The organism is Actinomadura verrucosospora (assembly GCF_039540335.1).
In the GTDB taxonomy this organism is placed as follows: domain Bacteria; phylum Actinomycetota; class Actinomycetes; order Streptosporangiales; family Streptosporangiaceae; genus Spirillospora; species Spirillospora verrucosospora.
Genome location: NZ_BAABEV010000014.1, coordinates 35,219 through 57,148 on the forward strand (window position 1 = coordinate 35,219; position 21,930 = coordinate 57,148).

Annotated in this window: 19 protein-coding genes; 11 read left to right on the forward strand and 8 right to left on the reverse strand. The window is 72.5% G+C overall.

Annotated elements, in window-relative coordinates; translation table 11 throughout:
- Positions 1–33: 33 nt before the first annotated feature.
- Positions 34–885, reverse strand: coding sequence for a TIGR03089 family protein (locus tag ABD944_RS17445; RefSeq protein ID WP_345177691.1), 852 nt, complete (start codon positions 883–885; stop codon positions 34–36).
- A 125-nt stretch (positions 886–1,010) separates the two neighbouring features.
- Here ABD944_RS17445 and ABD944_RS17450 point away from each other — a divergent pair, with 125 nt between their 5' ends.
- The 4 genes from ABD944_RS17450 (at position 1,011) to ABD944_RS17465 (ending at position 6,560) form a co-directional block, all read left to right on the forward strand.
- Positions 1,011–3,077, forward strand: coding sequence for a hypothetical protein (locus ABD944_RS17450; protein WP_345177692.1), 2,067 nt, complete (start codon positions 1,011–1,013; stop codon positions 3,075–3,077).
- Positions 3,078–3,189: 112 nt separating this feature from the next.
- Positions 3,190–4,122 (forward strand): glycosyltransferase family 2 protein, encoded by a 933-nt coding sequence (locus ABD944_RS17455; protein WP_345177881.1) that lies wholly within the window; start codon positions 3,190–3,192, stop codon positions 4,120–4,122.
- A 4-nt stretch (positions 4,123–4,126) separates the two neighbouring features.
- Positions 4,127–5,203, forward strand: a complete 1,077-nt coding sequence (locus ABD944_RS17460; protein ID WP_345177694.1) for a glycosyltransferase family 4 protein — start codon at positions 4,127–4,129, stop codon at positions 5,201–5,203.
- A gap of 154 nt (positions 5,204–5,357) precedes the next feature.
- Positions 5,358–6,560 carry an RNA-guided endonuclease InsQ/TnpB family protein gene (locus tag ABD944_RS17465; protein ID WP_345177697.1) on the forward strand — a complete coding sequence of 401 codons (1,203 nt, stop codon included), beginning with the start codon at positions 5,358–5,360 and terminating at the stop codon, positions 6,558–6,560.
- A gap of 30 nt (positions 6,561–6,590) precedes the next feature.
- On the opposite strand, the gene trxA is transcribed toward ABD944_RS17465, so the two are convergent.
- The gene (gene trxA, locus ABD944_RS17470) at positions 6,591–6,914 is read right to left on the reverse strand and encodes a thioredoxin (RefSeq protein ID WP_179837481.1); all 324 of its coding nucleotides are present in this window, start codon (positions 6,912–6,914) and stop codon (positions 6,591–6,593) included.
- A complete protein-coding gene (locus ABD944_RS17475) occupies positions 6,911–7,897 on the reverse strand; it encodes a lysylphosphatidylglycerol synthase transmembrane domain-containing protein (protein WP_345177883.1) in 987 nt (328 codons plus the stop codon). Before ABD944_RS17475 ends, trxA begins: the two co-directional genes overlap by 4 nt.
- Positions 7,898–7,963: 66 nt before the next feature.
- Between ABD944_RS17475 and ABD944_RS17480 the strand changes: the two genes are divergently transcribed.
- The 3 genes from ABD944_RS17480 to manB all read left to right on the forward strand — a co-directional run bounded on the left by ABD944_RS17480 (position 7,964) and on the right by manB (position 11,078).
- Positions 7,964–8,668: a class I SAM-dependent methyltransferase gene (locus ABD944_RS17480; protein WP_345177699.1), complete on the forward strand. Its 705-nt coding sequence runs from the start codon at positions 7,964–7,966 to the stop codon at positions 8,666–8,668.
- Between the two features lie 159 nt (positions 8,669–8,827).
- On the forward strand, positions 8,828–9,976 hold the full coding sequence (locus tag ABD944_RS17485) for a glycosyltransferase family 4 protein (RefSeq protein WP_345177701.1): 1,149 nt from the start codon (positions 8,828–8,830) through the stop codon (positions 9,974–9,976).
- Between the two features lie 34 nt (positions 9,977–10,010).
- The gene (manB, locus tag ABD944_RS17490) at positions 10,011–11,078 is read left to right on the forward strand and encodes a mannose-1-phosphate guanylyltransferase (RefSeq protein WP_345177703.1); all 1,068 of its coding nucleotides are present in this window, start codon (positions 10,011–10,013) and stop codon (positions 11,076–11,078) included.
- Positions 11,079–11,176: 98 nt separating this feature from the next.
- Here manB and ABD944_RS17495 read toward each other — a convergent pair whose 3' ends face one another.
- Positions 11,177–11,602: a hypothetical protein gene (locus tag ABD944_RS17495; RefSeq protein WP_345177705.1), complete on the reverse strand. Its 426-nt coding sequence runs from the start codon at positions 11,600–11,602 to the stop codon at positions 11,177–11,179.
- 393 nt (positions 11,603–11,995) lie between these two features.
- Entirely contained in the window at positions 11,996–12,844 is an 849-nt protein-coding gene (locus ABD944_RS17500; RefSeq protein ID WP_345177707.1) for a GON domain-containing protein, read from the reverse strand.
- A 275-nt stretch (positions 12,845–13,119) separates the two neighbouring features.
- Between ABD944_RS17500 and ABD944_RS17505 the strand changes: the two genes are divergently transcribed.
- Positions 13,120–14,058 carry a DNA-3-methyladenine glycosylase family protein gene (locus ABD944_RS17505; protein ID WP_345177708.1) on the forward strand — a complete coding sequence of 313 codons (939 nt, stop codon included), beginning with the start codon at positions 13,120–13,122 and terminating at the stop codon, positions 14,056–14,058.
- A 286-nt stretch (positions 14,059–14,344) separates the two neighbouring features.
- Positions 14,345–15,289: a LysR family transcriptional regulator gene (locus ABD944_RS17510; RefSeq protein WP_345177710.1), complete on the forward strand. Its 945-nt coding sequence runs from the start codon at positions 14,345–14,347 to the stop codon at positions 15,287–15,289.
- 24 nt (positions 15,290–15,313) lie between these two features.
- On the opposite strand, the gene ABD944_RS17515 is transcribed toward ABD944_RS17510, so the two are convergent.
- From ABD944_RS17515 to cofD, 3 genes are all read right to left on the reverse strand, one after another.
- Positions 15,314–17,878: a bifunctional FO biosynthesis protein CofGH gene (locus ABD944_RS17515; RefSeq protein ID WP_345177712.1), complete on the reverse strand. Its 2,565-nt coding sequence runs from the start codon at positions 17,876–17,878 to the stop codon at positions 15,314–15,316.
- Positions 17,879–18,024: 146 nt separating this feature from the next.
- Positions 18,025–19,356, reverse strand: coding sequence for a coenzyme F420-0:L-glutamate ligase (locus ABD944_RS17520; RefSeq protein ID WP_345177715.1), 1,332 nt, complete (start codon positions 19,354–19,356; stop codon positions 18,025–18,027).
- On the reverse strand, positions 19,353–20,306 hold the full coding sequence (gene cofD / locus ABD944_RS17525; RefSeq protein ID WP_345177717.1) for a 2-phospho-L-lactate transferase: 954 nt from the start codon (positions 20,304–20,306) through the stop codon (positions 19,353–19,355). The genes ABD944_RS17520 and cofD overlap by 4 nt, the downstream gene beginning before the upstream one ends.
- 117 nt (positions 20,307–20,423) lie before the next feature.
- On the opposite strand from cofD, the gene ABD944_RS17530 reads away from it, so the two are divergent.
- A complete protein-coding gene (locus ABD944_RS17530) occupies positions 20,424–21,374 on the forward strand; it encodes a hypothetical protein (RefSeq protein ID WP_345177720.1) in 951 nt (316 codons plus the stop codon).
- 222 nt (positions 21,375–21,596) lie between these two features.
- Entirely contained in the window at positions 21,597–21,860 is a 264-nt protein-coding gene (locus tag ABD944_RS17535) for a WhiB family transcriptional regulator (RefSeq protein ID WP_021594342.1), read from the forward strand.
- The last annotated feature ends 70 nt before the right edge of the window (positions 21,861–21,930 follow it).

A 21,930-nucleotide genomic window follows, 5' to 3' on the forward strand; every position in this document is an offset into this window, starting at 1 on the left:
AACGGACGGGACGAGGGCAAAGGGAAGCGTAGGTCAGGGGAGGCGGTACACGGAGCCGGATTCGTCATTCGGTCCGGAAGTACCGGCCACCACCGTCACATGCTCCAGGGTCAGGCGACGATCTAGGGCGGCTTTGTCAAAGTTTCGTTGGATTATGACGGAAGCACCCGAGGCTAGTGGTGCGAGCAGGCAGGCCAGAACCCCGTCGAGTGTGGTGAAGGACATGTCAACCAGGAGCCGGTCGCGTGCGTCCAGCTCCCATTTCTCAACGGCCCCGCGTGCCGCGCCCACCAGCTCCGCCGCGCTGAATGTGGCCTTTGTCACACTCAGCGCGGGGGCCTCCGGATCCGCCCCGGGGCCGGGGGCGAACCTGTCTCCGTACGCGCGCACCTCCGCCGCGTAGTCGGTCACCCCGGGCGGGCAGTCGGCGAGCGGGCCGCCGAGCGCGTGGAGCGACAGGCCGACGATCTCCTCGGCCCCTCCTGCGAGCACCTCGTCCGCGAGCACGTCGTCCAGCACCTCCTGCGCCACCGCCAGGATGTACGGCTCGGACGCCCCGGCCGGTTCGGCGCCGCCGCGGCCGAAGTCCTCCGGATCGACGGGCTCGGCGACGAGACCGGCCGACCAGCAGGCCATCAGCCACACCGCGGTCTGCCAGTGCGGCGGCAGGACCAGGACGACGCGGGTGCCGGGCTCGGCGGCGAGGCCGTCCACCAGGAAGTTGGCCGTCTTGGCCACCCAGTTCCCGAACGTCCGCGCGGACAGCTCGACCCGCTCGCCGCTCGCGTCGTCGTAGAAGGTGACCAGCGGGCGGGACGGGTCGTCCGCGACCCGCCGCCGCAGCAGCTCCGCGGGCGTGTCCGCGGCCCCGGCATGTGCGCTCATGGTCCGAGCGTATGCCCGCATGATCGTCCTGGCGCCGCCATCCCGCCGATGCCGCTACGCTCCGCACGGGTGAACGACGGAACAGTGGCGGGCGCGCGCCCCGACGGCGAGCCCGGGGCGGAATCATGAACGCTGGTCGGCTGCTCGTCCGGGCGACCGCGGTCCCGGCGCTGGTCCTCGTCGCCTGGCTGGCGGTGTCGCTGCCGCTGCTGATGGCGGGCGTGTTCCGCCCGGCCCCGGCGGTCGCGCTGTTCGTGCCGGTCGCGGCCCTGGTGCTGTGGCTCGGCCTGCGGACCGGGCCCGGGGACGCCCCCGGCGGGCGCCCGGGGAGCCTGAACGCCCCAGGCGGCCTGGACGCGGTGGGGCGCCGGCCGGTGTGGTCGGTGTTCGCCGTCACCGCCGCGTTCCTGGTGCTCCAGGTCGTCATGTGCTCCGAGCAGATCGTCGTCCGCCGCGACCCCGCGTCCTATGTCCAGTTCGCGATGTGGCTGGCGAAGCACGGATCCCTGCCGATCCCGCTGTCGGAGCGGGCGTTCGGCGGCCCGGACGCGGCCCTGGCCTTCGCGAGCCCCGCCTTCTACCAGGACGGCGGCGCCGTCGTCCCGCAGTTCATGGCGGGGTGGCCGCTGGTCCTGGCGCCCGCCGGATGGGTCGGCGGCGCCCACGGGATGGTGCTGGCGGCCCCGGTTCTCGGCGCGTGCTGCGTGCTGTCGTTCGCCGGGCTCGTCGCGCGCCTCGTCGGCCCCCGCTGGGCCCCCGCCGGGGCGCTGCTCCTCGCGCTGACGCTGCCGATGCTCTACGTCTCCCGCAACGCCTTCAGCGAGCTGCCCGCCATCGTCCTGCTGCTCGGCGGCCTGTCGCTGCTGTACGACGTCCGCCGGGAGCCCGCCGACGGCCGGGTCGCCGGCGCCAAGGCGCTCCTCGGCGGGGCCGCGCTCGGGCTGATCGTGCTCGTCCGCATCGACGGGCTGCGGGACGTCCTGCCGGTGGTGGCGTTCGCGGGACTGCTCATCGCGCGCAGACGGGCGACCGGCTACTGGACCGCCGGTGGCCTGCTGCTCGGAGCGGGCGCCGGCGTGGTCGAGGGCCTCACGATGTCCCGGCCCTACCTCTCCTACCTGCGCGGCTCGCTCGTGCCGCTGGCGGCCATCTCCGCGGCCGTGCTGGCCGCGACGGTCGTCATGGTCGTGGCGCTGCGCCGCGACCGGGTGGGGACCCGGCTGCGCCGCGCCGGCGCGGCGGTCGCGCGCGGCCGCCTGCCGGGCGCCGTCGCCGTCCTCACCGTGCTGGTCATGGCGGGCTTCGCGCTCCGGCCGCTGGTGCAGACCGTCCGCCGCCCGCCCGCGACCGGCGACGACGCGATGAACGTCCGGTTCATCGAGATGATCCAGAAGATCCAGGACATCCCGGTCGACGGCACCCGGCAGTACTCCGAGCTGTCGCTGTACTGGGTCCTCTGGTACATCGGCGTCCCCGCGCTGCTGTTCGCGACGTTCGGCGCGGCGCTGCTGGTGCGGCGGCTGCTGCGCGGGCAGTCGCCGGAATGGCTCCTGCCCTACGCGATGGTCGTCTGGACGACCGCGCAGGTGCTGGTGCGTCCCGGCATCACGCCCGACCACCCGTGGGCGTCCCGCCGGCTGATCGGCCTCGTCATCCCCGGCCTGCTGCTGTTCGCGGTGTTCGCGTCGGCCTGGACCGTCAAGCGCGTCCGGCGGCTCGGCTACGGGCCGAGGATGGTGCGGGCGGGAACGGTCGCCGGCTTCGTGCTGATGCTGGTGCCGATCCTGCTGACGTCCGGCGGCTACCTGGTGACCCGCACGGAGCAGGGCGAGGTCGCCGCCGTGGAGGGACTGTGCCGGGCGCTGCCCGCGCGCGCCTCCGTCGTGATGGTCGAGCAGGCCACCGCCGACCGGTTCCTCCAGGTCGTCCGCGGTGAGTGCGGGCTGCCCGCCGCGCGCACGACCGGCTCCGCGTCGCCCGAGGACGTGCGGCGCGTGGCCGCCGGGGCGCGGCGTGCCGGGCGCCGACCGGTGATCATGGCGGCGAGGCCCGAGCAGGTCGCCCCCTACGGGCCGGCGCGGCGGGTGCTGCACCTGGTGACGCGGCAGGACGGGCGCACGCTCACCGGGCCGCCCGGCGGCACCTGGGGGCTGACCATGGAGGTGTGGGCGGCCGAGCCCGCGGGGGCGTAGTGGCCGCCGATGCGCGCCGGGGCGAGTATCCTCGCGCTGCGTGAGCACCCAGTCTGTCGAGCCGAAGCCCCATCCGCCCGCCGATGTGGAGCCCGCGTCCGAGTCCGCGCCCGTGCCGGAGCCGGCGCCCGCGCCCGGTCCGCCGGCCGCCTCCGACGCCGTGCACGTCACGATCGTCCTGCCCTGCTACAACGAGCAGGACCACGTGATCGCCGAGGTCGAGCGCATCTGCGCGGCGATGGACGCCAGCGGCAAGACCTACGAGCTGCTGGCCGTCGACGACTGCTCGACGGACGCGACGCTCGCCCGGCTGGAGGAGGCGGCGCCCCGCTTCCCGAACATGCGCATCATGGCGTTCCAGCACAACAGCGGTTCGGGCACCGTCCGGCGCATCGGCTCCCAGCAGGCCCGCGGCGACATCGTCGTGTGGACCGACGCCGACATGTCCTACCCGAACGACCGGATCCCCGAGCTGGTCGAGCTCCTCGACTCCGACCCGGCGGTCGACCAGGTCGTCGGGGCGCGCACCACCGAGGAGGGGACGCACAAGGCGCTGCGGGTGCCCGCCAAGTGGTTCATCCGCAAGGTCGCCGAGCGGCTCACCAACACGAAGATCCCCGACCTGAACTCGGGGCTGCGCGCGTTCCGCCGCGAGGTGTCGCTGCCGTACCTGCGGCTGCTGCCGCCCGGGTTCTCCTGCGTCACGACGATCACCATCGCGTTCCTGTCGAACCAGCACCCGGTGCGGTACGTGCCGATCGACTACGCCAAGCGGGCCGGCAAGTCGAAGTTCCACTTCACCAAGGACGCCTACCGCTACATCCTGCAGGTGCTGCGGATGGTGATGTACTTCAACCCGCTCAAGGTGCTGATGCCGCCCGCGCTGTGGCTGATCGTGATCGGCCTGCTCAAGGGCGTGTTCGACATGGTGGTGCACTTCGGCTACTTCGCCAACAACACCATCATGATCTTCGTGACGGGGTTGATCATCGCGTCGCTGGCGCTGCTGGCCGACCTGATCGTCCGCTCGCGCGGCGACGTCTAGCGGCATGCGCGTCGCGATCGTCGGGCCCGCGTTCCCCTACAAGGGCGGCGGCGCCCGGCACACCACCGAGCTGGCGCACCGGCTGGCGGCGGCGGGCCACGACGTCGTCATCGAGTCGTGGCGGGCCCAGTACCCCTCGTTCCTGTACCCCGGCCAGCAGACGATCTCCGAGCCGGAGGGGGAGCCGTTCCCCGGCACCCGGCGCCGGCTCGACTGGCGCCGCCCGGACGGCTGGTGGCGCACCGGCCGCGCGCTGAGCGAGTGCGACCTGGTCGTCCTGGTCGTGCTGAGCACCGTTCAGGTGCCGTCCTACCTGGGGATCCTCGCCGGGCTCCGGGGCCGGACCCCGGTGGTGGCGCTGTGCCACAACGTCCTGCCGCACGAGCGCAAGCCCTACGACGAGCCGCTGATGAGGCGCCTGCTCCGCAAGGTGGACGGCGTGCTCGTCCACACCGAGGAGCAGGCCGACCTGGCGCGGGGGCTCACCCCGCGGCCGGTGCGGGTCGCGGAGATGGCCGCGCACCTGCCCGCGGCCGGCGCCGCCGCGCCCGGCGACGGCAAGGTACGCCGGCGGCTGCTGTTCTTCGGGATCGTCCGCCCGTACAAGGGGCTGGACGTCCTGTTGCGCGCCCTCGCCGAGGGCCCGGACGACGTGGCGCTGACCGTCGCGGGCGAGTTCTGGGGCGGCCTGGACGAGACCCGCGAGCTGATCCGCTCGCTGGACCTCACGTCGATGGTCGAGCTGCGGCCCGGATACGTCCCGGCCGCCGACGTCCCGGGACTCTTCGCCGCCGCCGACGCCCTCGTCCTGCCGTACCGCACGGCGACCGCGTCACAGAACGTCTGGATGGCCCACGAGCACGGCCTCCCGGTGATCGCCACCGATGTGGGGGGCTTCGCGGCCCAGATACGCGACGGCGCCGACGGCCTCATCTGCCGGCCGGACGACGTCGCGTCCCTCGCCTCGGCCCTGCGCCGCTTCTACGAGCCGGGCGAGCCGGAGCGCCTCCGCTCCGGCGTCCGCCCGGTCGACCACGGCCCCCTCTGGACCGCCTACCTCGACGCGCTCACAGGAAACTAACCGCCTCGCCCGGGCAGGCGGCAGCGGCCCCGACAGGGGGATCAGGCGGTCGGGTAAGGATGGCGGTGAGGCCGAGCGGTCCGGCGCAGCTGGGCGATCCCCGGTGTAACCGGAAATCCTTACAGCCTTCCCGTCCACTAGTAATGTCGCGGTCATGCGGACGGCGTACAAGTGCCGGGCCTACCCCGACCCCGATCAGGCGGCCCTCTTCGGCCGCACGTTCGGCTGTGTCCGGCTGGTCTGGAACAAGACCCTCGCCGAACGCCACCGGGCCTGGCATTCCGATGCCAGGCGAATCTCCTACCGGGAAACCGACGCCGCCTTGACCGCCTGGAAGAAGACCGAGGACCTGGCGTTCCTGAACGAAGTTTCTTCGGTTCCGTTGCAGCAGGCGCTGCGCCACCAGCACGCCGCCTTCGCTAACTTCTTCGCCGGACGTGCCCGCTACCCGCGCTTCAGGAGCCGCACCTCTCGCCAGTCCGCGCACTACACGCGCTCAGCCTTCCGGATGAAGGACGGGGAACTGTGGCTGGCCAAAACCCGGGCGCCGCTAGCACTGGTGTGGTCGTTCGAGGATGTGGACCTGCCCACGTTGGATCCGACGATGGTAGTTGTCTCCCGGGAAGCGGACGGCCGTTGGTATGTGACCTTCGCCGTCGAAACCCCTGAGCCCGAGCCCATGCCGGCCGCCGGGCGTCAGATCGGCATCGACCTGGGGGTCAACGACTTCGCGGTGACCTCTGACGGGGAGCGCATCGCCAACCCCCGCCATCTGGAGAAGAAGCAGCGCAATCTAGCCCGGTACCAGCGGCGCATGGCCCGCAAGCAGCCCGGCAGCAGCAACCGGCGCAAGGCCAAGATCAAGGTCGCCCGCGCCTGCCGCAAGATCCGCAACGCCCGCACCGACTTCCTGCACCGCACCAGCACCTCCCTCGTCGGCAGGGCGGACGTCATCGCGATCGAGGACCTCGCCGTCGCCAACATGGTGAAGAACCGCAGGCTCGCTAAGGCGATCTCCGACTGCGGGTGGGGTGAGTTTCGCCGCCAGTTGGAGTACAAGGCCGAACGGGTCGGGCGGACCCTGGTCGTGATCGACCGGTGGTACCCCTCGTCCAAGACCTGCTCGCACTGCGGGCACCTGCTCGCGGAACTGAGCCTGTCCACCCGGCACTGGACGTGCCCGGGCTGCCGCACCCGGCACGACCGGGACATCAATGCGGCAAAGAACATCCTTGCGGCTGGTCGAGCCGTAGCCAGGGGAGACCCCGGTGATGTCTGTGGAGCTGATGTCAGACGGCCGGGGCCCTCCCTTCCGCAGTCGGCCGCGAAGCAGAAAACTCTGCGGTGCGAGCCGTAGCACTCCCCTCCCAACCTGGAGGGGAGGAAGTCAAAGGTGCGGTTCGATGACCTTCATCAGGGCGCGCTTCGGCTTGGCGCCGACGATCTGCTCCACGACCTCGCCGTTCTTGAGGAGCAGGAGGGTCGGCAGTCCCATCACGCCGTACTTGCCCGGCGTCTGAGGGTTCGCGTCGTAGTCCATCTTCGCAATCTTGATCTTGCCGTCCTGCTCGGCGGCGATCTGCTCCAGGACGGGAGCGATCATGCGGCACGGCCCGCACCAGTCGGCCCAGAAGTCGACCAGCACGGGGGTGTCACTGCTCAGGACCTCGTCCGCGAACGTCGCGTCGGTCACGGTGATCGGGGCCGTCACGGTCCCTCCTTCGTAGGCTGCGCATCCGTCATGGGCTGCGTACCCGTCACAAGCGGCTCGGAGCGCGGTTCATTCCCGGTCGCCGGGGCCGTCCTGCCCAGCAGGAACGCCGCGCCCGCGATCAGCAGGTCGGCGGCGGTCAGCAGCACCCGGGACGCGATCGCGACCACGACCGGCGCGCCCGCCGGGAGGACCGGCGTCAGCACGACCGTCAGCGCCGCCTCCCGGGCCCCGATGCCGCCCGGCGCGATGAAGACGAGGAAGCCGGCGACGAACGCCAGCGCGTACGCCCCGGTCGCCAGGAAGGGCAGCCCCTTGCCGTCGCCGCCCACGGCCGCGCACAGCAGCCACGTGTGCACGCCGAACAGGGCCCAGCCGAGGACCGTCCACCCGATGGCCCTGAGCGTCGCGGCGAGGCCGACCGGGTGCTCCAGCGGCGGCCGCCGCACGAGCCTGAGCATCACGCCGAGCGCCCAGCTCACGATCTTCGGGTGCAGCATCGCCAGCAGGACGGGCGCCAGCAGGAACAGCCACCAGTACTCCCGGCGCGCCGCCGCGGACGTCAGCGGCAGCGTCACCGCCGCGACCGCGAGGCCGCACGAGGTGGACGTCGCGACCGCCAGCATCGTCGAGCCGAAGCTGCGCTCGGGCGGCACCTTGTGCTCGCGCGTCATCTCGATCTGGGTGACCAGCGCCCACACCTTGCCCGGGACGTACTTGCCGAGCTGGCTGATCCCCGAGATCCGGAAGACGGCCCGCACCGGCAGCGGCGACCCGAGCCCGGCGAGGAACTCCCGCCAGCCGAGCATCCAGGCGAAGAGCCCCGCCAGGCCCGCGGCGAGCGCCCCGGCCAGCGTCGCCCACGACATCTGCCGGAAAGCGTCCACCGCGGCGTCCCACTGGGACGCCACGCTGTAGCCGCAGAACGCGAGCGCGAGCAGGACCAGGAGCGCGCGCAGGGCCCGGACGGCGACGACCTTCATCTTCACGCGCCCAGCGTAGGCGAACGTGACCTCGCGGCCGTCCGCTCCGCCTAGAGTTGGGGAGCGATGAAGATTTCGGATGTGGTCGCCTTCATGGGGCACCAGGTGCACGTGTGCCGGTACCGCGAGGCGGGGACGCTGCTCGACTGGATGGGGCGCGACCTGCGCGGCAAGCGGGTCCTCGACGTCGCGGGCGGTGACGGCTACTGGGCCGGCCGCGCGCGCCGGCGCGGCGCCGAGGCCGTCTCGATCGACCTGGCCCGCGGCAAGATGGTCTACGGGCGGACGCTCGCGCACGCCCCCGCGCTGATCGAGTGCGACGCGCTGCGGCTGCCGTTCGCCGACGGCTCGTTCGACGCGGTCCTGTCGGTCTGCGCCATCGAGCACTTCGACGACGGCGGCAGGTCGCTGGACGAGATGGCGCGGGTCCTCAAGCCCGGCGGTGAGATTTTCATGTCCGCCGACGTGCTGAGCCGCGCCGACGCCTGGCCCAAACTGCGCGACGCGCACAAGGCCAAGTACCACGTCCAGCACACCTACACGCACGACAGCCTGCGCAAGCTGATGGACGAGCGCGGCCTCGACCTCGTCGGTCACAGCTACCAGTTCCGCACCGCGGCCACCGAGCGCCTCTACCTGTCCCTTTCCACCTACGGCGGCAGGGTCGGCTTCAACGCGGCCGCGCCGCTCACGCCGCTCGTCGCCCTCGCCGACCGCGCCGCGCCGAACGAGCGCGGCAGCATCGTCCTGGTCCGCGCCCGAAAAAGATAAGGCCCCGCGGGGGCCGGGGCGCGTAAGCGGTGGCCGTGTGGGGAGGGCCCCTCACGGATGAATCGCGTGGAACGAGATCCGGCGAGTTGGCGCCTTCCGGGCGTACGCTCGGAGAGTAAAGAGTGATCTACGCCACCGCGCTGGATGGGGGAGTGGACCGTGGCGCCTCGGATTCTGCTCGACGCCACCGCCGTGCCTGCCGACCGCGGCGGGCTCGGCCGGTATGTGGACGGGCTGCTGTGCGCCTTGCACCGGCAGGGCGCCGACCTGGCCGTCGCCTGCCAGCGTGCGGACGCCGAACGCTATGAGGGCCTCGTGCCCGGCGCGCAGGTGGTCGCCGGGCCCGCGACGCTCTCGCACCGCGCCACCCGCCTGGCCTGGGAGCAGTCGGGCCTGCCGCACGTGGCCCGGCGCGTCGGCGCCGAGGTCATCCACCTGCCCACCTACACGATGCCGGTGAGCGCGGGCCTGCCGACCGTGGTGACGATCCACGACGTCACCCTGTTCGCCGAGCCGGAGCCGCACGACCCGGTGCGCACCTCCTACATCAAGTCGGCGACCCGCACCGCCGCCCGCCGCGCCACCCGGCTGATCGCGCCGTCCCGCGCGACGCGCGACGAGCTGGTCCGCATCCTCGGCGCCGACCCGTCCCACATCGACGTCGCCTACCACGGCGTCGACCACGAGGTCTTCCATCGCCCGTCCGAGGCGGAGGTCAAGCACGTCTCCGACCGCCTCGGCCTGCATGGCCGCCCCTACGTCGCCTACCTGGGCGCGCTGGAGCCCCGCAAGAACGTCCCGAACCTGATCCGCGGCTGGGTGCGGGCGTGCGCCGGCCGCGAGGACGCGCCGGCGCTCGTCCTCGCGGGCAGCGGCGGCTGGGACGACGAGGTCGACGCGGCCCTCGCCACCGTCCCGCTGGAACTGCGCGTCCTGCGCCCCGGCTACCTGCCCTGGCCGGCCCTGCCCGGGTTCTTCGGCGGCGCGCTGGTCGTGGCGCTCCCGAGCCGCGGCGAGGGCTTCGGGCTGCCCGTCCTGGAGGCCATGTCCTGCGGCGCGCCCGTCCTGACCACGCACCGCGGCCCCCTCCCCGAGGTCGGAGGCGACGCGGTCGCCTACACCGAACCCGACCCGGAGGGCATCGGCGCCGCCCTCACCTCGCTGATCGACGACCCGTCCCGCCGAGCCGAACTGGCCGAGGCGGCCCACACCCGCTCCGAGCGGTTCTCCTGGTCGGCGTCCGCCGAGGCGCACATGGCCTCCTACCGGCGTGCCGTGGACCAGTACGCCGCGGCACGCACCCACTAGGCTCTCTCCGACCGCGCGTGGAGAAAGGAACCGAGTGGAAGCGATCCTCCTGGTGGGAGGTCAAGGCACCCGCCTGCGCCCCCTGACGATCTCCACCCCAAAGCCCCTGCTACCCACGGCGGGGGTGGCGTTCCTCGCGCACCAGCTGGCCCGCGCCCACGCCTCTGGCGTCGAGCGCATCGTGTTCGCCACGTCCTACCGCGCCGAGATGTTCGAGGCCGCCTTCGGCGACCGCGCCTACGGCGTCGACCTCGCCTACGTCAGCGAGGACGAGCCGCTCGGCACCGGCGGCGCCATCCGCAACGCCGCGCGCGCCCTCACCTGCGGCCCGGACGACCCGGTCCTGATCCTGAACGGCGACATCCTGTCGGGCCACGACGTCCGCGCCCAGGTGAAGCTGCACGAGGCCGCCGCCGCCTCGGTGACGCTCCACCTCACCGAGGTCGACGACCCGTCCCGGTTCGGCTGCGTCCCCACCGCCGGCGACGGCCGCGTCACCGCCTTCCTGGAGAAGACGCCCCATCCGGTGACGAACCAGATCAACGCGGGCTGCTACGTCTTCCGCCGGTCGGCCATCGACACGATCCCCGAGCACGAGGTGGTCTCCGTCGAGCGCGAGACGTTCCCGTCGCTCATCTCGTCCGGAGCGGTGGTCATGGGCTACGTCGAGTCGGGCTACTGGCTGGACGTCGGCACCCCCGAGGCCTTCGTCCGGGGTTCGCGCGACCTCGTCCTCGGCGCCCTGGCGTCTCCCGCCATGCCCGGCGAGCCGGGCGAGCGCCTCGCTCTCACGGGCGCCCGCGTCGCGCCGGGCGCGGTCGTGCGCGGCGGCACCACCGTCGGCCGCGGCGCCGTGGTCGAGGCGGGCGCCACCGTGATCGGCAGCGTCCTGCTGGAGGACTCGTTCGTCGCCGAGGGCGCCACCGTCCGCGACTCGGTCCTCAGCCGGGGCGCCCGGGTGGGCCCCGGCGCGGTCCTCGACGGCGTTGTGCTGGGCGACGGCGCGGTGGTGGGCCCCGGCAACGAACTGCGCTGCGGCGTGCGCGTCTGGCCCGGGATCAAACTGCCGCCGACGGCCATCCGCTTCTCCGCCGACGACTGAGTTCTTTACTCCGTTCCCATCCGGCGGCGTATTCGCGGTGCGCCGAATTCGGCCGCGCCGCGGCCCTTTCTCAACGGTATTCCGGCCTGGCCCTTTGCTCAGAAGGTGCGGCTGGTGAACCAGGTCGCCTGGCTGCCGGGGTGGTTCAGGTCGACGGTGATCCCTGACAGGCGCCTGTCGCCGCCCAGCGAGCCGTCGTAGCGTCCCCGGGTCCCGTTGAACCATCCGATGATGAAGAAGATGTTGAAGCCGTCCACCGATCCCGTCTCGATCGTCCCGGCCGTGCTGCCGTAGACCGCGGACCCGAAGAGCCTGCCGGCGCCGTCCTGGGTCACGTTGACCTGGATGTTGCCCCCGCGGCTCTGGAAGATCGTGTAGACGCCGGCGGCGTTGAACGCCGGCGCGGCGAGTGCCCTGCTCGGCGCGGTGGCCGGTGCCGCGGCGCCGGCGGCGGTGGGAGTCAGGGCCAGTCCGCTCGCGCTCAGGGCGAGGGCGAGGGCGGTCGTGGCGATTTTGGGGAGCATGATGCCTCCGTGGGGCGACGACGAGAGACCGTGCGGGTACTCGTGCTGTCTCGGTCAGAGGCACCCGCGGTATCCGCTCAACAGAGAATCCACTGACACCAGACGCCATGCAAGTGGCGATTTGACTCTTCGTCCTGACCGGTATCGGGCGCGGCTCACACGCTCCGATCCGCTCAGTAATACTTGCTGGTTCTGGTGTGCTCGGCCGCCTCGACCCACGATTGTTCGCCAGAGGAAAGCGTCGGTAGTGGTCGCTTTTGGGGCGGGCAAAGAAATCACTTCATGGCGACCATTTGATGCGCTGTGCTCGGTGGGGGCCGCTGACCGCTGGGTTCGGGCGAAGTGAGACCGCCTTGCGCCCAGGGCGCAAGGCGGTCTCACGGATGCCGTGGGTCAGCGGAGGGAGCGGACCCGGCCGTCCAGGCCGAGCACCACCGTGCGGCCGCCGGGGCGCAGGTGCACCAGGCGGTGCGAGCCTTCCCGCGTCACCTGCATCCGGGGGCCGGCCGCCGGGGTGAGGCGCAGGCAGATCTGGCGTTCGCTGCGGATCTGGTTCGTGCAGTCCAGTTTGAGGTTGGGCATGCCCGGACTCGGGTTGAACGGGTTGTACCGGACCGGGGCCGGCATGATCCAGCCGCAGAAGCCGCCGCCGCGCAGGGCGACGGTCTGCGCGTCCGGGCTGACGGTGGCCGTGCCCGAGGGGCCGGCGCCGCCGGTGGCGAACGTGTTGTTCACCCGGACGGCCGTGCCGCGCAGGTCGATGTTCCCCTCACCGACGGGAGTGCCGGTGCACGACATCGCCACGGCGTAGGGCATGCTCGTCACGGTCTCGGAGCCGCTGTGCCGGAGCGAGCCGGTGGACGAGGCGAACTTCAGGTCGCCGATGTCCACGGTGAACGCGGCGGGGTCGAGGCGGAGCCGGGTGAAGGTGGTCCTGACGTTCGTCCCGGGCGACGCGCCGCCGGCGTTGTATTGCGAGTAATTCTCGGACGAACCGGTCCTTTCGAGCGTCACGTACTCCTTGGGAGTCGTCGTCATGTCGGCGCAGTAGACCGTGAAGAGTTTCGCGCCGTCGCTCAGCAGATAGGTTCCGTCCGGCGCGCTGGGGAAGTTCTGGCGCACTTGCAGGCAGCTTCGGTACGCGACACCGGCGTCGGCGTGCGCGGGCACGGTCGCGGCCAGAGGGAGGGCCGCGCAGGTGGCGGCGAGGAACGCGGACGCCCGAAATGGCATTTTCGCCATGAACTCTTCCTTTTGTTGGGGGATGATGCTGCCCGGCAGATTAACAGCCATTTTCTGAATGCAATATGGCCGCAAGGTAAGGGCGCGGATGGCCGTCGCGTCAGAGTTATGCCGGGGCAAAGCAAGAAGAATTCTGCTTTATGGCGATATTTATATTTTGCCGTGGAACGGGAAGTTCACCCGCCGGGCGGTGGCAGACTGGTGCCGGAGACCGTCGAGGCGCCGACGTGCGAGAAGGCCCCGGTGGAGCATGTGAGGCAGGGAGAGTCGGCTCGTTGAGCGTTGCTGAACCGTCGCCCGGGGTGGCCGGGGAGGCGACCGCTGGGCGCCTCCCCGGCCGGGTCCGGATGTGGCGGCCGCCGTGGGAGCTGGATCTGCGGGACGTCCTGGCGCCGCATCGGCGCGGGTCCCGCGATCCGGCGTGCCGGTTCGAGCGGGACGGGTCCGTCTGGCGGACGTCCCACACCCCCGACGGTCCCGGCACGCTGCGGGTCGGGTGGGCCGGGGACTCCGTCGAGGCCGAGGCCTGGGGGCCGGGCGCCGAATGGCTGCTGGACGGGGTGCCGGAGCTACTGGGGGCGGCCGACGAACCGGACGGGTTCGTCGCGCGGCACGACGTCGTCCGCGACCAGGCGCTCAAGCGTCCGGGGCTGCGGATCGGACGGACGGGGCGGGTCTTCGAGGCGCTCGTGCCGGCGGTGATGGAGCAGAAGGTCCTGGGGCAGGAGGCGTGGCGCGCCTGGGCGTACCTGCTGCGCCGGTTCGGGCAGCCCGCGCCCGGCGCCCCGCACCTGCGGGTGCCGCCGCCGCCGGAGGTCTGGATCCGGATTCCCTCGTGGGAGTGGCACCGGTCCGGCCTGGAGGCCGTCCGCGCCCGGACGATCATCGGGGCGGCGCGGGTCGCGCGGCGGCTGGAGGAGGACCCGGGCGAGGCGCGGCTGCGGTCGCTGCCGGGCATCGGCGTGTGGACGGCCGCCGAGGTCAGGCAGCGCGCGGTGGGCGATCCCGACGCCGTCTCCGTCGGCGACTACCACCTGCCCGGCCTGGTCGGCTGGGCGCTGGCGGGCCGCAAGGTCGACGACGCCGGGATGCTCGAACTGCTGGAGCCCTACGCCGGTCATCGATACCGGGTCACCCGGCTGCTGGAATCGTCCGGGATGCACCCGCCGAGGCGTGGCCCCCGTTTGCCGGTGCGGGACTATCGGTCCTTCTGACTGGGGCCTGCGCCGTGCGGCGGCGCAGCCAGAAATGGTTCCGGGTCCAGTCGAGGCCGTCCCGGCTGTCGGCGCCGAAGAGGGGGCCGAGGACGGCGAGGGCGATGATGAGGCCGAGCACGTACAGCATGGTCTTCTTCCTTGGGATCGCAGTGGCGGCGTTCCCGCGCGGGGCGACCGGGGGAGCCGGGGTCTCCGCTCTCACCGTCGCACCTACAGTTTGACTCAGTCCAACATTCAGGTCCAGCGAGGCTTTCTGTAGGGATTGTGTAAGAATCTCTTCACCATGTTGGATCTCGGACGTCTGCGGGTGCTGCGCGAGCTCAAGCTGCGCGGGACGCTCGCGGCCGTCGCGGACGCCCTCGGCTACACGCCGTCCGCGGTGTCGCAGCAGCTCGCGCAGCTGCAGCGGGACGTCGGCGTGCCGGTGGTCGAGCGCGCCGGGCGGCGGCTGCGGCTGACCGAGGCGGGCGAGGTGCTCGTCGAGCACGCCGAGGCGCTCCTGGAGCGGGCGAAGCGGGCCGAGGAGGCGGCGCTCGCCGCGAGCGGGCGCGTCGCGGGAGCGGTGCGGGTCGTCGGCTTCCAGACGGCGCTGCTGCACGTCCTCGCGCCCGCGCTGCCGCGGCTGGCGGATACCTATCCCGACCTCGTCGTGGACGTGCTGGACGAGGAGTTCCACCGGGTGCTCCAGGCGCTGGTGCTCCAGGAGATCGACGTCGTGCTGAACGACGAGTACTCGCACCTGCCGCGGCCGCGCAGGCCGGAGCTGACCTCCGAGGTGCTCGTCACCGAGATCATGCGGGTCGGGATGCCGGAGGGCCACCCGCTCGCCGGGCCGGGCGGCCCGGTCCGGATGGCCGACCTGGCCGGGTGCCCGTGGGCCACCGGGCACGTCGGCACCAACCACGCCGACCTGCTCGAACGGACGTGCGTGGAGCTGGGCGGCTTCCGGCCCGACGTCCGCTTCAGGTCCAACGACCTCATGGTGATCTTCGCGATGGTCGCCCAGGGCGGCGCCGTGTGCCTGGTGCCCGACCTCGCGCTCGCCGAGCGGGAGGAGGGCATCGTCGTGCGGGACGTCGCCGACGCCCCCGTGGAGCGCCGGATGGTCATGTGGACGCGCGTCGGCGCGCAGGTGCGGCCGTCGGTCGAGGCCGTCCTGCGCGAGCTGCGCCGCTCGGCGGACCTGCTGGTCGAACGCCGTCCGAGCTGCCGCCGCGGCGCGCCCTGACCGGGCCCGCCGCGGCGGCGACGCTCACACGGGCCGGGACACCGGCGTCAGGGTGAGGGCTTGCCGTCCGAAATGCCCGATGCCGTCCGTGCGGCGGGACGCCTCCAGGCGCTCGGCGGGAACGTCCCCGTACAGGGTGGTGCGCTGCCGGGCGGGGCGGCCCGCGCGGGCCGCGATCGCCTCCAGTTCGCTGATGGGCTTGAACGATCCGTTCTCCGAGCCGGCCATCCGGCTGATGGTCTCCTCCATGAGGGTCCCGCCGAGGTCGTTCACCCCTCCCTGGAGGACGCGCGTGCACAGTTCGTCCCCGAGCTTCACCCAGGACGTCTGGATGTTGGGGATCGCGCCGTGCAGCAGGATGCGCGCCAGGGCGTGGACGGCGACGTTCTCCCGCGCGGTCGGCCCAGGCCGCGCCAGCCCCGCGAGGTAGATGGGCGAGTTGTGGTGGACGAACGGAAGCAGCACGAACTCGCTGAACCCGCCCGTCCGCTCCTGGAGGGACCGCAGCAGCTTGATGTGCGCGACCCAGTGCGCGGGGGTGTCCACGTGCCCGTACATCATGGTGGACGTCGTCGGGATGCCGATCTCGTGCGCGGTCGTGACGACCTCGACCCACTGGTCCGTGGGGAGCTTCCCCTTGGTCAGCACCCACCGGACGTCGTCGTCGAGGATCTCGGCGGCCGTCCCGGGCAGCGAGTCGACGCCCGCCTCCTTCGCGGCCTCCAGCCACTCCCGGATCGACAGGTCCGTCCGGGACGCGCCGTTCACGACCTCCATCGGGCTGTAGGAGTGCAGGTGGATGCCGGGCGCGCGGCGCTTCACCTCGCGGGCGAGGTCGAAGTACGCGGTCCCGGGCAGGTCCGGGTGGATGCCGCCCTGCATGCAGACCTCGGTGGCGCCCGCCTCCCACGCCTCGTCCACGCGGTCCCCGACCTGCTCCAGGGACAGCGTGTAGGCGTCGGCGTCCGTGCGGCGCTGCGCGAACGCGCAGAACCGGCAGCCGGTGTAGCAGACGTTGGTGAAGTTGATGTTCCGGGTGACGACGTAGGTGACCTCGTCGCCGACGGCGTCGCGCCGCAGGCCGTCCGCCAGCGCGGCGAGCGCGTCCAGTTCGGGGCCCTCGGCGTGCAGGAGGGCCAGCGCCTCGTCGTCGGACAGGCCGGCGGGGTCGCGTTCCGCGCGCGCCAAAGCGGCCTTGACGTCCGCGTCGAACCGCTGGGGCGCGGCCATGCGGTCGCGCAGGGCGTCCCAGTCGCCGTACACCTCGTCGAAGTCGTCGCGCCGGTCCGCGGTGCGGCCCGTCGTGTCGATCTCGGTGTGCAGGTCGGTCCGGCCGAACGCCGCGAACCCGCCGTCGGGCTCCTGCCAGGGACGCCCCTCGGGGACGGCGCCCTCCCGCGCCAGCCCCGTCGCGGGGTCGGCGAGCGCGGCGACGTGCGCGGTGAGGCGCGGGTCCAGCCAGGGCTCGCCGCGCCGCACGTACTCGGGGTAGATCGTGAGCCGCTCGCGCAGCTCGAAGCCCGCCCCGGCGGTCCTGGCGGCCAGCTCGTCGATCTGCGGCCACGGCCGCTCCGGGTTCACGTGGTCGGGCGTCAGCGGCGACACCCCGCCCCAGTCGTCGATCCCGGCGCGCAGCATCAGCGCGAACTGCTCGGCGACCAGGTTCGGCGGCGCCTGCACGCGCGCCTTCGGGCCGAGGACGAGGCGCGTCACCGCGATCGTCGCGGCGAGCTCCTCCAGTTCGGCGTCCGGAGTGTCGCGCATCCTGGTGTCGGGCTTGGCGCGGAAGTTCTGGACGATCACCTCCTGGATCGCCCCGTACTCGCGCATCGTCCGCCGGATCTCGAAGATCGCGTCCGCGCGCTCCTCGACCGTCTCGCCGATCCCGATGAGGATGCCGGTCGTGAACGGCACGTTCGTGCGGCCCGCGTCCTCCAGCACCCGCAGCCGGACGGCCGGGTCCTTGTCCGGCGACCCGAAGTGGGGGCCGCCGCGCTCGCTGAACAGCCGCGTCGCGGTCGTCTCCAGCATCATCCCCATGGACGGCGCGACCGGCTTGAGCCGCTGGAAGTCGCGCCAGGTCAGCACCCCGGGGTTCAGGTGCGGCAGAAGACCGGTCTCCTCCAGCACCCGGATCGCCATCGCGCGTACATACGAGAGCGTGTCGTCGTAGCCGTGCGCGTCCAGCCACTCGCGGGCCGGGCGCCACCGGTCCTCGGGACGGTCCCCGAGCGTGAACAGGGCCTCCTTGCAGCCCATCTCCGCTCCGCGCCGCGCGATCTCCAGCACCTCGTCGGGACTGAGGTAGGGCGAGTCGAGCCGGTGGGGGACGGTCGCGAACGTGCAGTACCCGCAGCGGTCCCGGCAGAGCCGGGTCAGCGGGATGAAGACCTTGCGGCTGTAGGTGATGACGCCGGGACGGCCCGCGGCCTCCAGGCCGGCGTCCCGGGTGCGCGCCGCGTGGGCGAGCAGGTCGTCGAGCCGCGCACCCCGCGCCTGCAGCAGTGTGGCGGCCTCGGATCGGTCCAGTGTCTTGCCGTCGCGCGCGCGGGCCAGGGCCCGGCGAAGAGCGGAGCTCGTGGCGTCCATGCGGGCACTCTATGCCAATCGTCATATTCCGCGCCGCGCCGGGGTCCGAAATAACGGACAAAAGGAATGGCCCCGGCCGTAGAAGCCGGGGCCCGCCCGGATCTATTCCCGCGCGTTCACTCTGTTCCGCTTACCTGACGTTCCCCTCATCTGACCTCGATGAAGGCGTCCGGGGCGCGCGGCGGCCGCTCGCGCGGGGGCGCGGCCGCGTGGCCCACCCCGACGGCGCCCATCGGGTCCCATTCGTCCGGCAGGTCGAGGACGTCGCGCACCACGTCGCGGCAGAACATCGTGCTCGACACCCAGCACGAGCCGAGCCCCTCCACGGCCAGCGCGACCAGCAGGTTCTCCACGCCGGCCCCGGCCGCCACCACGAACATCTCGCGCTCGGCGCGCGACCGCCGCTCGTCCGGATAGTCGTGCGACCCGTCCATGACCAGGCACGGGACGACGAGGTAGGGGGCCCGGCGCAGCACCTCGCCGCGCCGCAGCCGCTTGGCGACCGACGCGTCGGAGAAGCCGTCGCGGCGCAGGTCGGCCTCCCACGCGTCGCGCATCGCGTCCAGCAGCCGCGTCCGCGACTCCGCCGACTCCAGCAGGACGAACCGCCACGGCGTGGTGTGGTGCGGGGCCGGCGCGGTGATCGCGGCCCCGACCGCCCGCCGCACCGCCGCCGGGTCCACCGGCTCGGCGGTGAACTCGCGGATCGTGCGCCGCGCGCCCAGCACGTCCGCCGATCCGAACCGGAACATGTCCTCCTCCGGCGGGCGCACCAGCGCCCGCGCGCCCGGCCCGTCCTCCGGGGTGACCAGGCCGGAGAGCCCGCGCACGACCGCGATCGGCACGCCCTCCAGCTTGCCCTTGACCAGCTCGCCGGCCGCCGCGATCTCGTCGGCGACCGCCGTGATCGTGGCCTCCAGGCGGTTGCCGTAGGCGTCGTCGCGCCCGCGCAGGTCGCTGAGCGGGGCCAGGCCGGCGACGCCGATCGCCGCGTCCGTCAGCCCGTTGCGCCAGGGCCGGCCGAGCGTGTCCGACACGATCACGGCCACGTCGGCCCCGGTCCGCTCCCGCACCCCGGCGCGGAGGCGCCGGGCCGAGGCGTCCGGGTCCTCGGGCAGCAGCAGCACCGTGCCGGGCCGGGTGTTGGACGCGTCGACCCCGGCCGCGGCCAGCACCAGCCCCTGCCGCGTCTCCACGATCCGGGTCTCCCCGCGCGCGTGCGTCCGCCGCGCCACCACCCGCACGGTCTCGGCGTCGATGGCCTTCTCCCGGTCGGCGGCGACCAGGACCCGCCCCTCCGCCTTGCTGACGATCTTGGAGGTGACGACGAGCACGTCGCCGTCCTCGACCGTCCCGTCCGGGATCAGCGCGGCGATGTCGGCCCCCTCGGCGACCTCCGGCATCCCCGGCACGCCGAAGACCTCGATGCTCTGCGCGGGGACGGTTTCCCGGCCCGCTCCGCCCGGCTCCGCGCTCATTCGGCGACCCCCGCCCGCTTCAGCTCCACCGCCAGGTCCAGGGCCGCCCGCGCGATCGCGGCGGTCGACTCGGCGTCGCGCATCAGCAGCGGCCGGGAGCGCACGTCGATGCCCTCCACCCGCACGTCCGCGTCGGCCTCGTCCACGAGCCAGCCGTCCAGCAGCCCGAGGCCGTAGTGCTCGGCGACCGCGCGCGCCGACGTCTCCACCCCGATCGCGGTCAGGCACGCGTCGGCCATCCCGCGCACGGGGGCCCCGCCGACGATGGGCGACACGCCCACCACGGTCTTGGCCGCGACCGCGTCCCGGATGCCGGGGACCGCCAGGATCGTCCCGATGCTCACCACCGGATTGGACGGCGGGAACAGCACCACGTCGGCCGCCTCGATCGCCGCCAGCACGCCCGGCGCCGGCGCGGACTCCGCGGCGCCCACCGCGGCGATCGACAGCGCCGGGACCGAGGCGCGCATCCGCACCCACCACTCCTGGAAGTGGATCGCGCGCCGCCCCTGCTCGTCCTCGACCACCACGTGCGTCTCGACCTGGTCGTCGGTCATCGGCAGCAGCCGCACCCCCGGGCGCCACCGGTCGCACAGCGCCTCGGTCACCGCGGACAGCCGGTAGCCGGCCGCCAGCATCTGCGTCCGGACGATGTGCGTCGCGAAATCGCGGTCGCCGAGCCCGAACCAGCCCGGCCCCACCCCGTAGGCGGCCAGTTCCTCCTTGACGGTGAAGGTCTCCTCCGCCCGTCCCCAGCCCTGCTCCTCGTTGATGCCGCCGCCGAGCGTGTACATCACGGTGTCCAGGTCGGGGCAGACCCGCAGCCCGAACAGGGAGATGTCGTCCCCGGTGTTGCCGATGACGGTGATCTCCGCCTCCGGGGCGGCCGCCAGGAGCCCGCGCAGGAAACGGGCGCCGCCGATCCCGCCCGCCAACGCCACGATCTTCATGACCTCAACCCTACGGTGATCCCCGAGGAGAGCAGAGGGGTCGCCGCTCCGGGCGACACTATGCAAAGCTTTGCGTGCTATCGGAGAACACCCGGCCCCGAGTCTGGAGATGCCACCGTGAACAAGGAAGCCGTCCAGCGCCTGCGCGAACCGGCCGCCTGGGTCCTGCTCGCCGCGGCGGGCGTCCACCTTCTCGCGGGCATCATCTCGCTTCTCGGCGGCGACGGCAGCTTCACGCTGCGCGCCCTCGGCCAGACCAACGACGGGACCTTCCTGCAGGTCGCGATGGTCGGCCTCGTCGTCCTGGCGATCATGCTGACGACCTGGGGCGCGACCCCGACCCCGCAGGCCCGGACGATCACCATGGGCGCGCTCGGCGTCCTCGGCGGAATCGGGCTGTTCGGCGTGATCTCGTGGCTGAGCGGGATGCTCGCCGACTCGGACTACGCGGGCGCGGTGACCAAGCTCACGACCTTCCTGGTCGGCGCCGGCGACCTGGCCGTGGTCGGCGTCGGCGGCTGGTTCGCCTTCACGGTCTTCAAGGGGATGCAGCCGCCCCGCCCGCAGCCGCAGATGCAGCAGCAGGGCGGCTACCCCGACTTCGGCTACCAGCAGGGCCAGCCGGGCCAGCAGCAGTACGGGCAGCAGCCCGGCCAGCCCGCCCAGCCCGGCTACGACCAGCAGTACGGCCAGCAGCAGTACCAGCAGTACCAGCAGTACGGCGAAGGGCAGCCGCAGCAGCCCGCCCAGGGGTACGGCCAGCAGCAGTACGGACAGCAGCAGTACGGCCAGCCCGGCCAGCAGGGCCAGCCCGGCTACGAGCAGCAGTACGGCCAGCCGCAGGAGTACCAGCAGTACGGGCAGCAGGGCGGCTACCAGGGCGGCCAGCAGGGCGGCCAGCAGGGCCAGCCGCCCGCCGAGGAGGAGGACATGGGCGAGTGGACCCGTGCCTACGGCGGCGGCGGAGGTTCCGGCCAGGACCCGCAGGGCACGCAGCCCGCGCCGCCCGCGGGCGACCAGGAGGGCGGCGACTGGTACCGGGACAACCGCCCCCCGCCCCCGCAGTGAGGCCGCCGTCCCGGCGGTGACCGCCCGATTAACTGATCTTCATCCAAAGGTCGGCATTCACATCCCGGCAAAACCCGCTATGTCGCCCGGGAATGTCTTCCGGCTTGACGGGGCCACTGCTACACGCGTGTAATTTCGTCGGTGTAGTTTCAATGCCGTCTCGGGGGAAGGAACTCGTGGGAGGGCATTGACCAGGGGGTTCCACGGGCAGGGAGGTGCGCTGTGAGCGAGGTGGTCATCCCGCTGGCGCACGGCACAGACGGCGAAGAGTTGGGCTGGCAGGAGCGCGCCCTGTGCGCGCAGACGGACCCGGAGGCTTTTTTTCCGGAGAAGGGCGGCTCCACTCGCGAGGCCAAGAAGGTGTGCCGGGCATGCGAGGTGCGTACGGAGTGCCTTGAGTACGCGCTGCAGCACGACGAGCGGTTCGGCATCTGGGGAGGGCTCTCCGAGCGGGAACGCCGGAAGCTGAAGCGGCAGGCCGTCTGACTCGCGGGCCGCGTCCCGGATCGGTGGATCCGGAGCGTGCCCGGCGCGGCCACGCGTACAGTTATCAGCC

Excerpts from the sequence above, each read along its gene's own strand:
- ABD944_RS17520 (WP_345177715.1), bottom strand. The coding sequence starts at position 19,356 with ATGAGCGCGGAGCCGGGCGGAGCGGGCCGGGAAACCGTCCCCGCGCAG.
- ABD944_RS17480 (WP_345177699.1), top strand. The coding sequence starts at position 7,964 with ATGAAGATTTCGGATGTGGTCGCCTTCATGGGGCACCAGGTGCACGTG.
- ABD944_RS17445 (WP_345177691.1), bottom strand. The coding sequence starts at position 885 with ATGAGCGCACATGCCGGGGCCGCGGACACGCCCGCGGAGCTGCTGCGG.
- ABD944_RS17510 (WP_345177710.1), top strand. The coding sequence starts at position 14,345 with ATGTTGGATCTCGGACGTCTGCGGGTGCTGCGCGAGCTCAAGCTGCGC.
- ABD944_RS17500 (WP_345177707.1), bottom strand. The coding sequence starts at position 12,844 with ATGGCGAAAATGCCATTTCGGGCGTCCGCGTTCCTCGCCGCCACCTGC.
- ABD944_RS17465 (WP_345177697.1), top strand. The coding sequence starts at position 5,358 with ATGCGGACGGCGTACAAGTGCCGGGCCTACCCCGACCCCGATCAGGCG.
- ABD944_RS17475 (WP_345177883.1), bottom strand. The coding sequence starts at position 7,897 with ATGAAGGTCGTCGCCGTCCGGGCCCTGCGCGCGCTCCTGGTCCTGCTC.
- ABD944_RS17460 (WP_345177694.1), top strand. The coding sequence starts at position 4,127 with ATGCGCGTCGCGATCGTCGGGCCCGCGTTCCCCTACAAGGGCGGCGGC.
- ABD944_RS17495 (WP_345177705.1), bottom strand. The coding sequence starts at position 11,602 with ATGCTCCCCAAAATCGCCACGACCGCCCTCGCCCTCGCCCTGAGCGCG.
- cofD (WP_345177717.1), bottom strand. The coding sequence starts at position 20,306 with ATGAAGATCGTGGCGTTGGCGGGCGGGATCGGCGGCGCCCGTTTCCTG.
- ABD944_RS17450 (WP_345177692.1), top strand. The coding sequence starts at position 1,011 with ATGAACGCTGGTCGGCTGCTCGTCCGGGCGACCGCGGTCCCGGCGCTG.
- ABD944_RS17515 (WP_345177712.1), bottom strand. The coding sequence starts at position 17,878 with ATGGACGCCACGAGCTCCGCTCTTCGCCGGGCCCTGGCCCGCGCGCGC.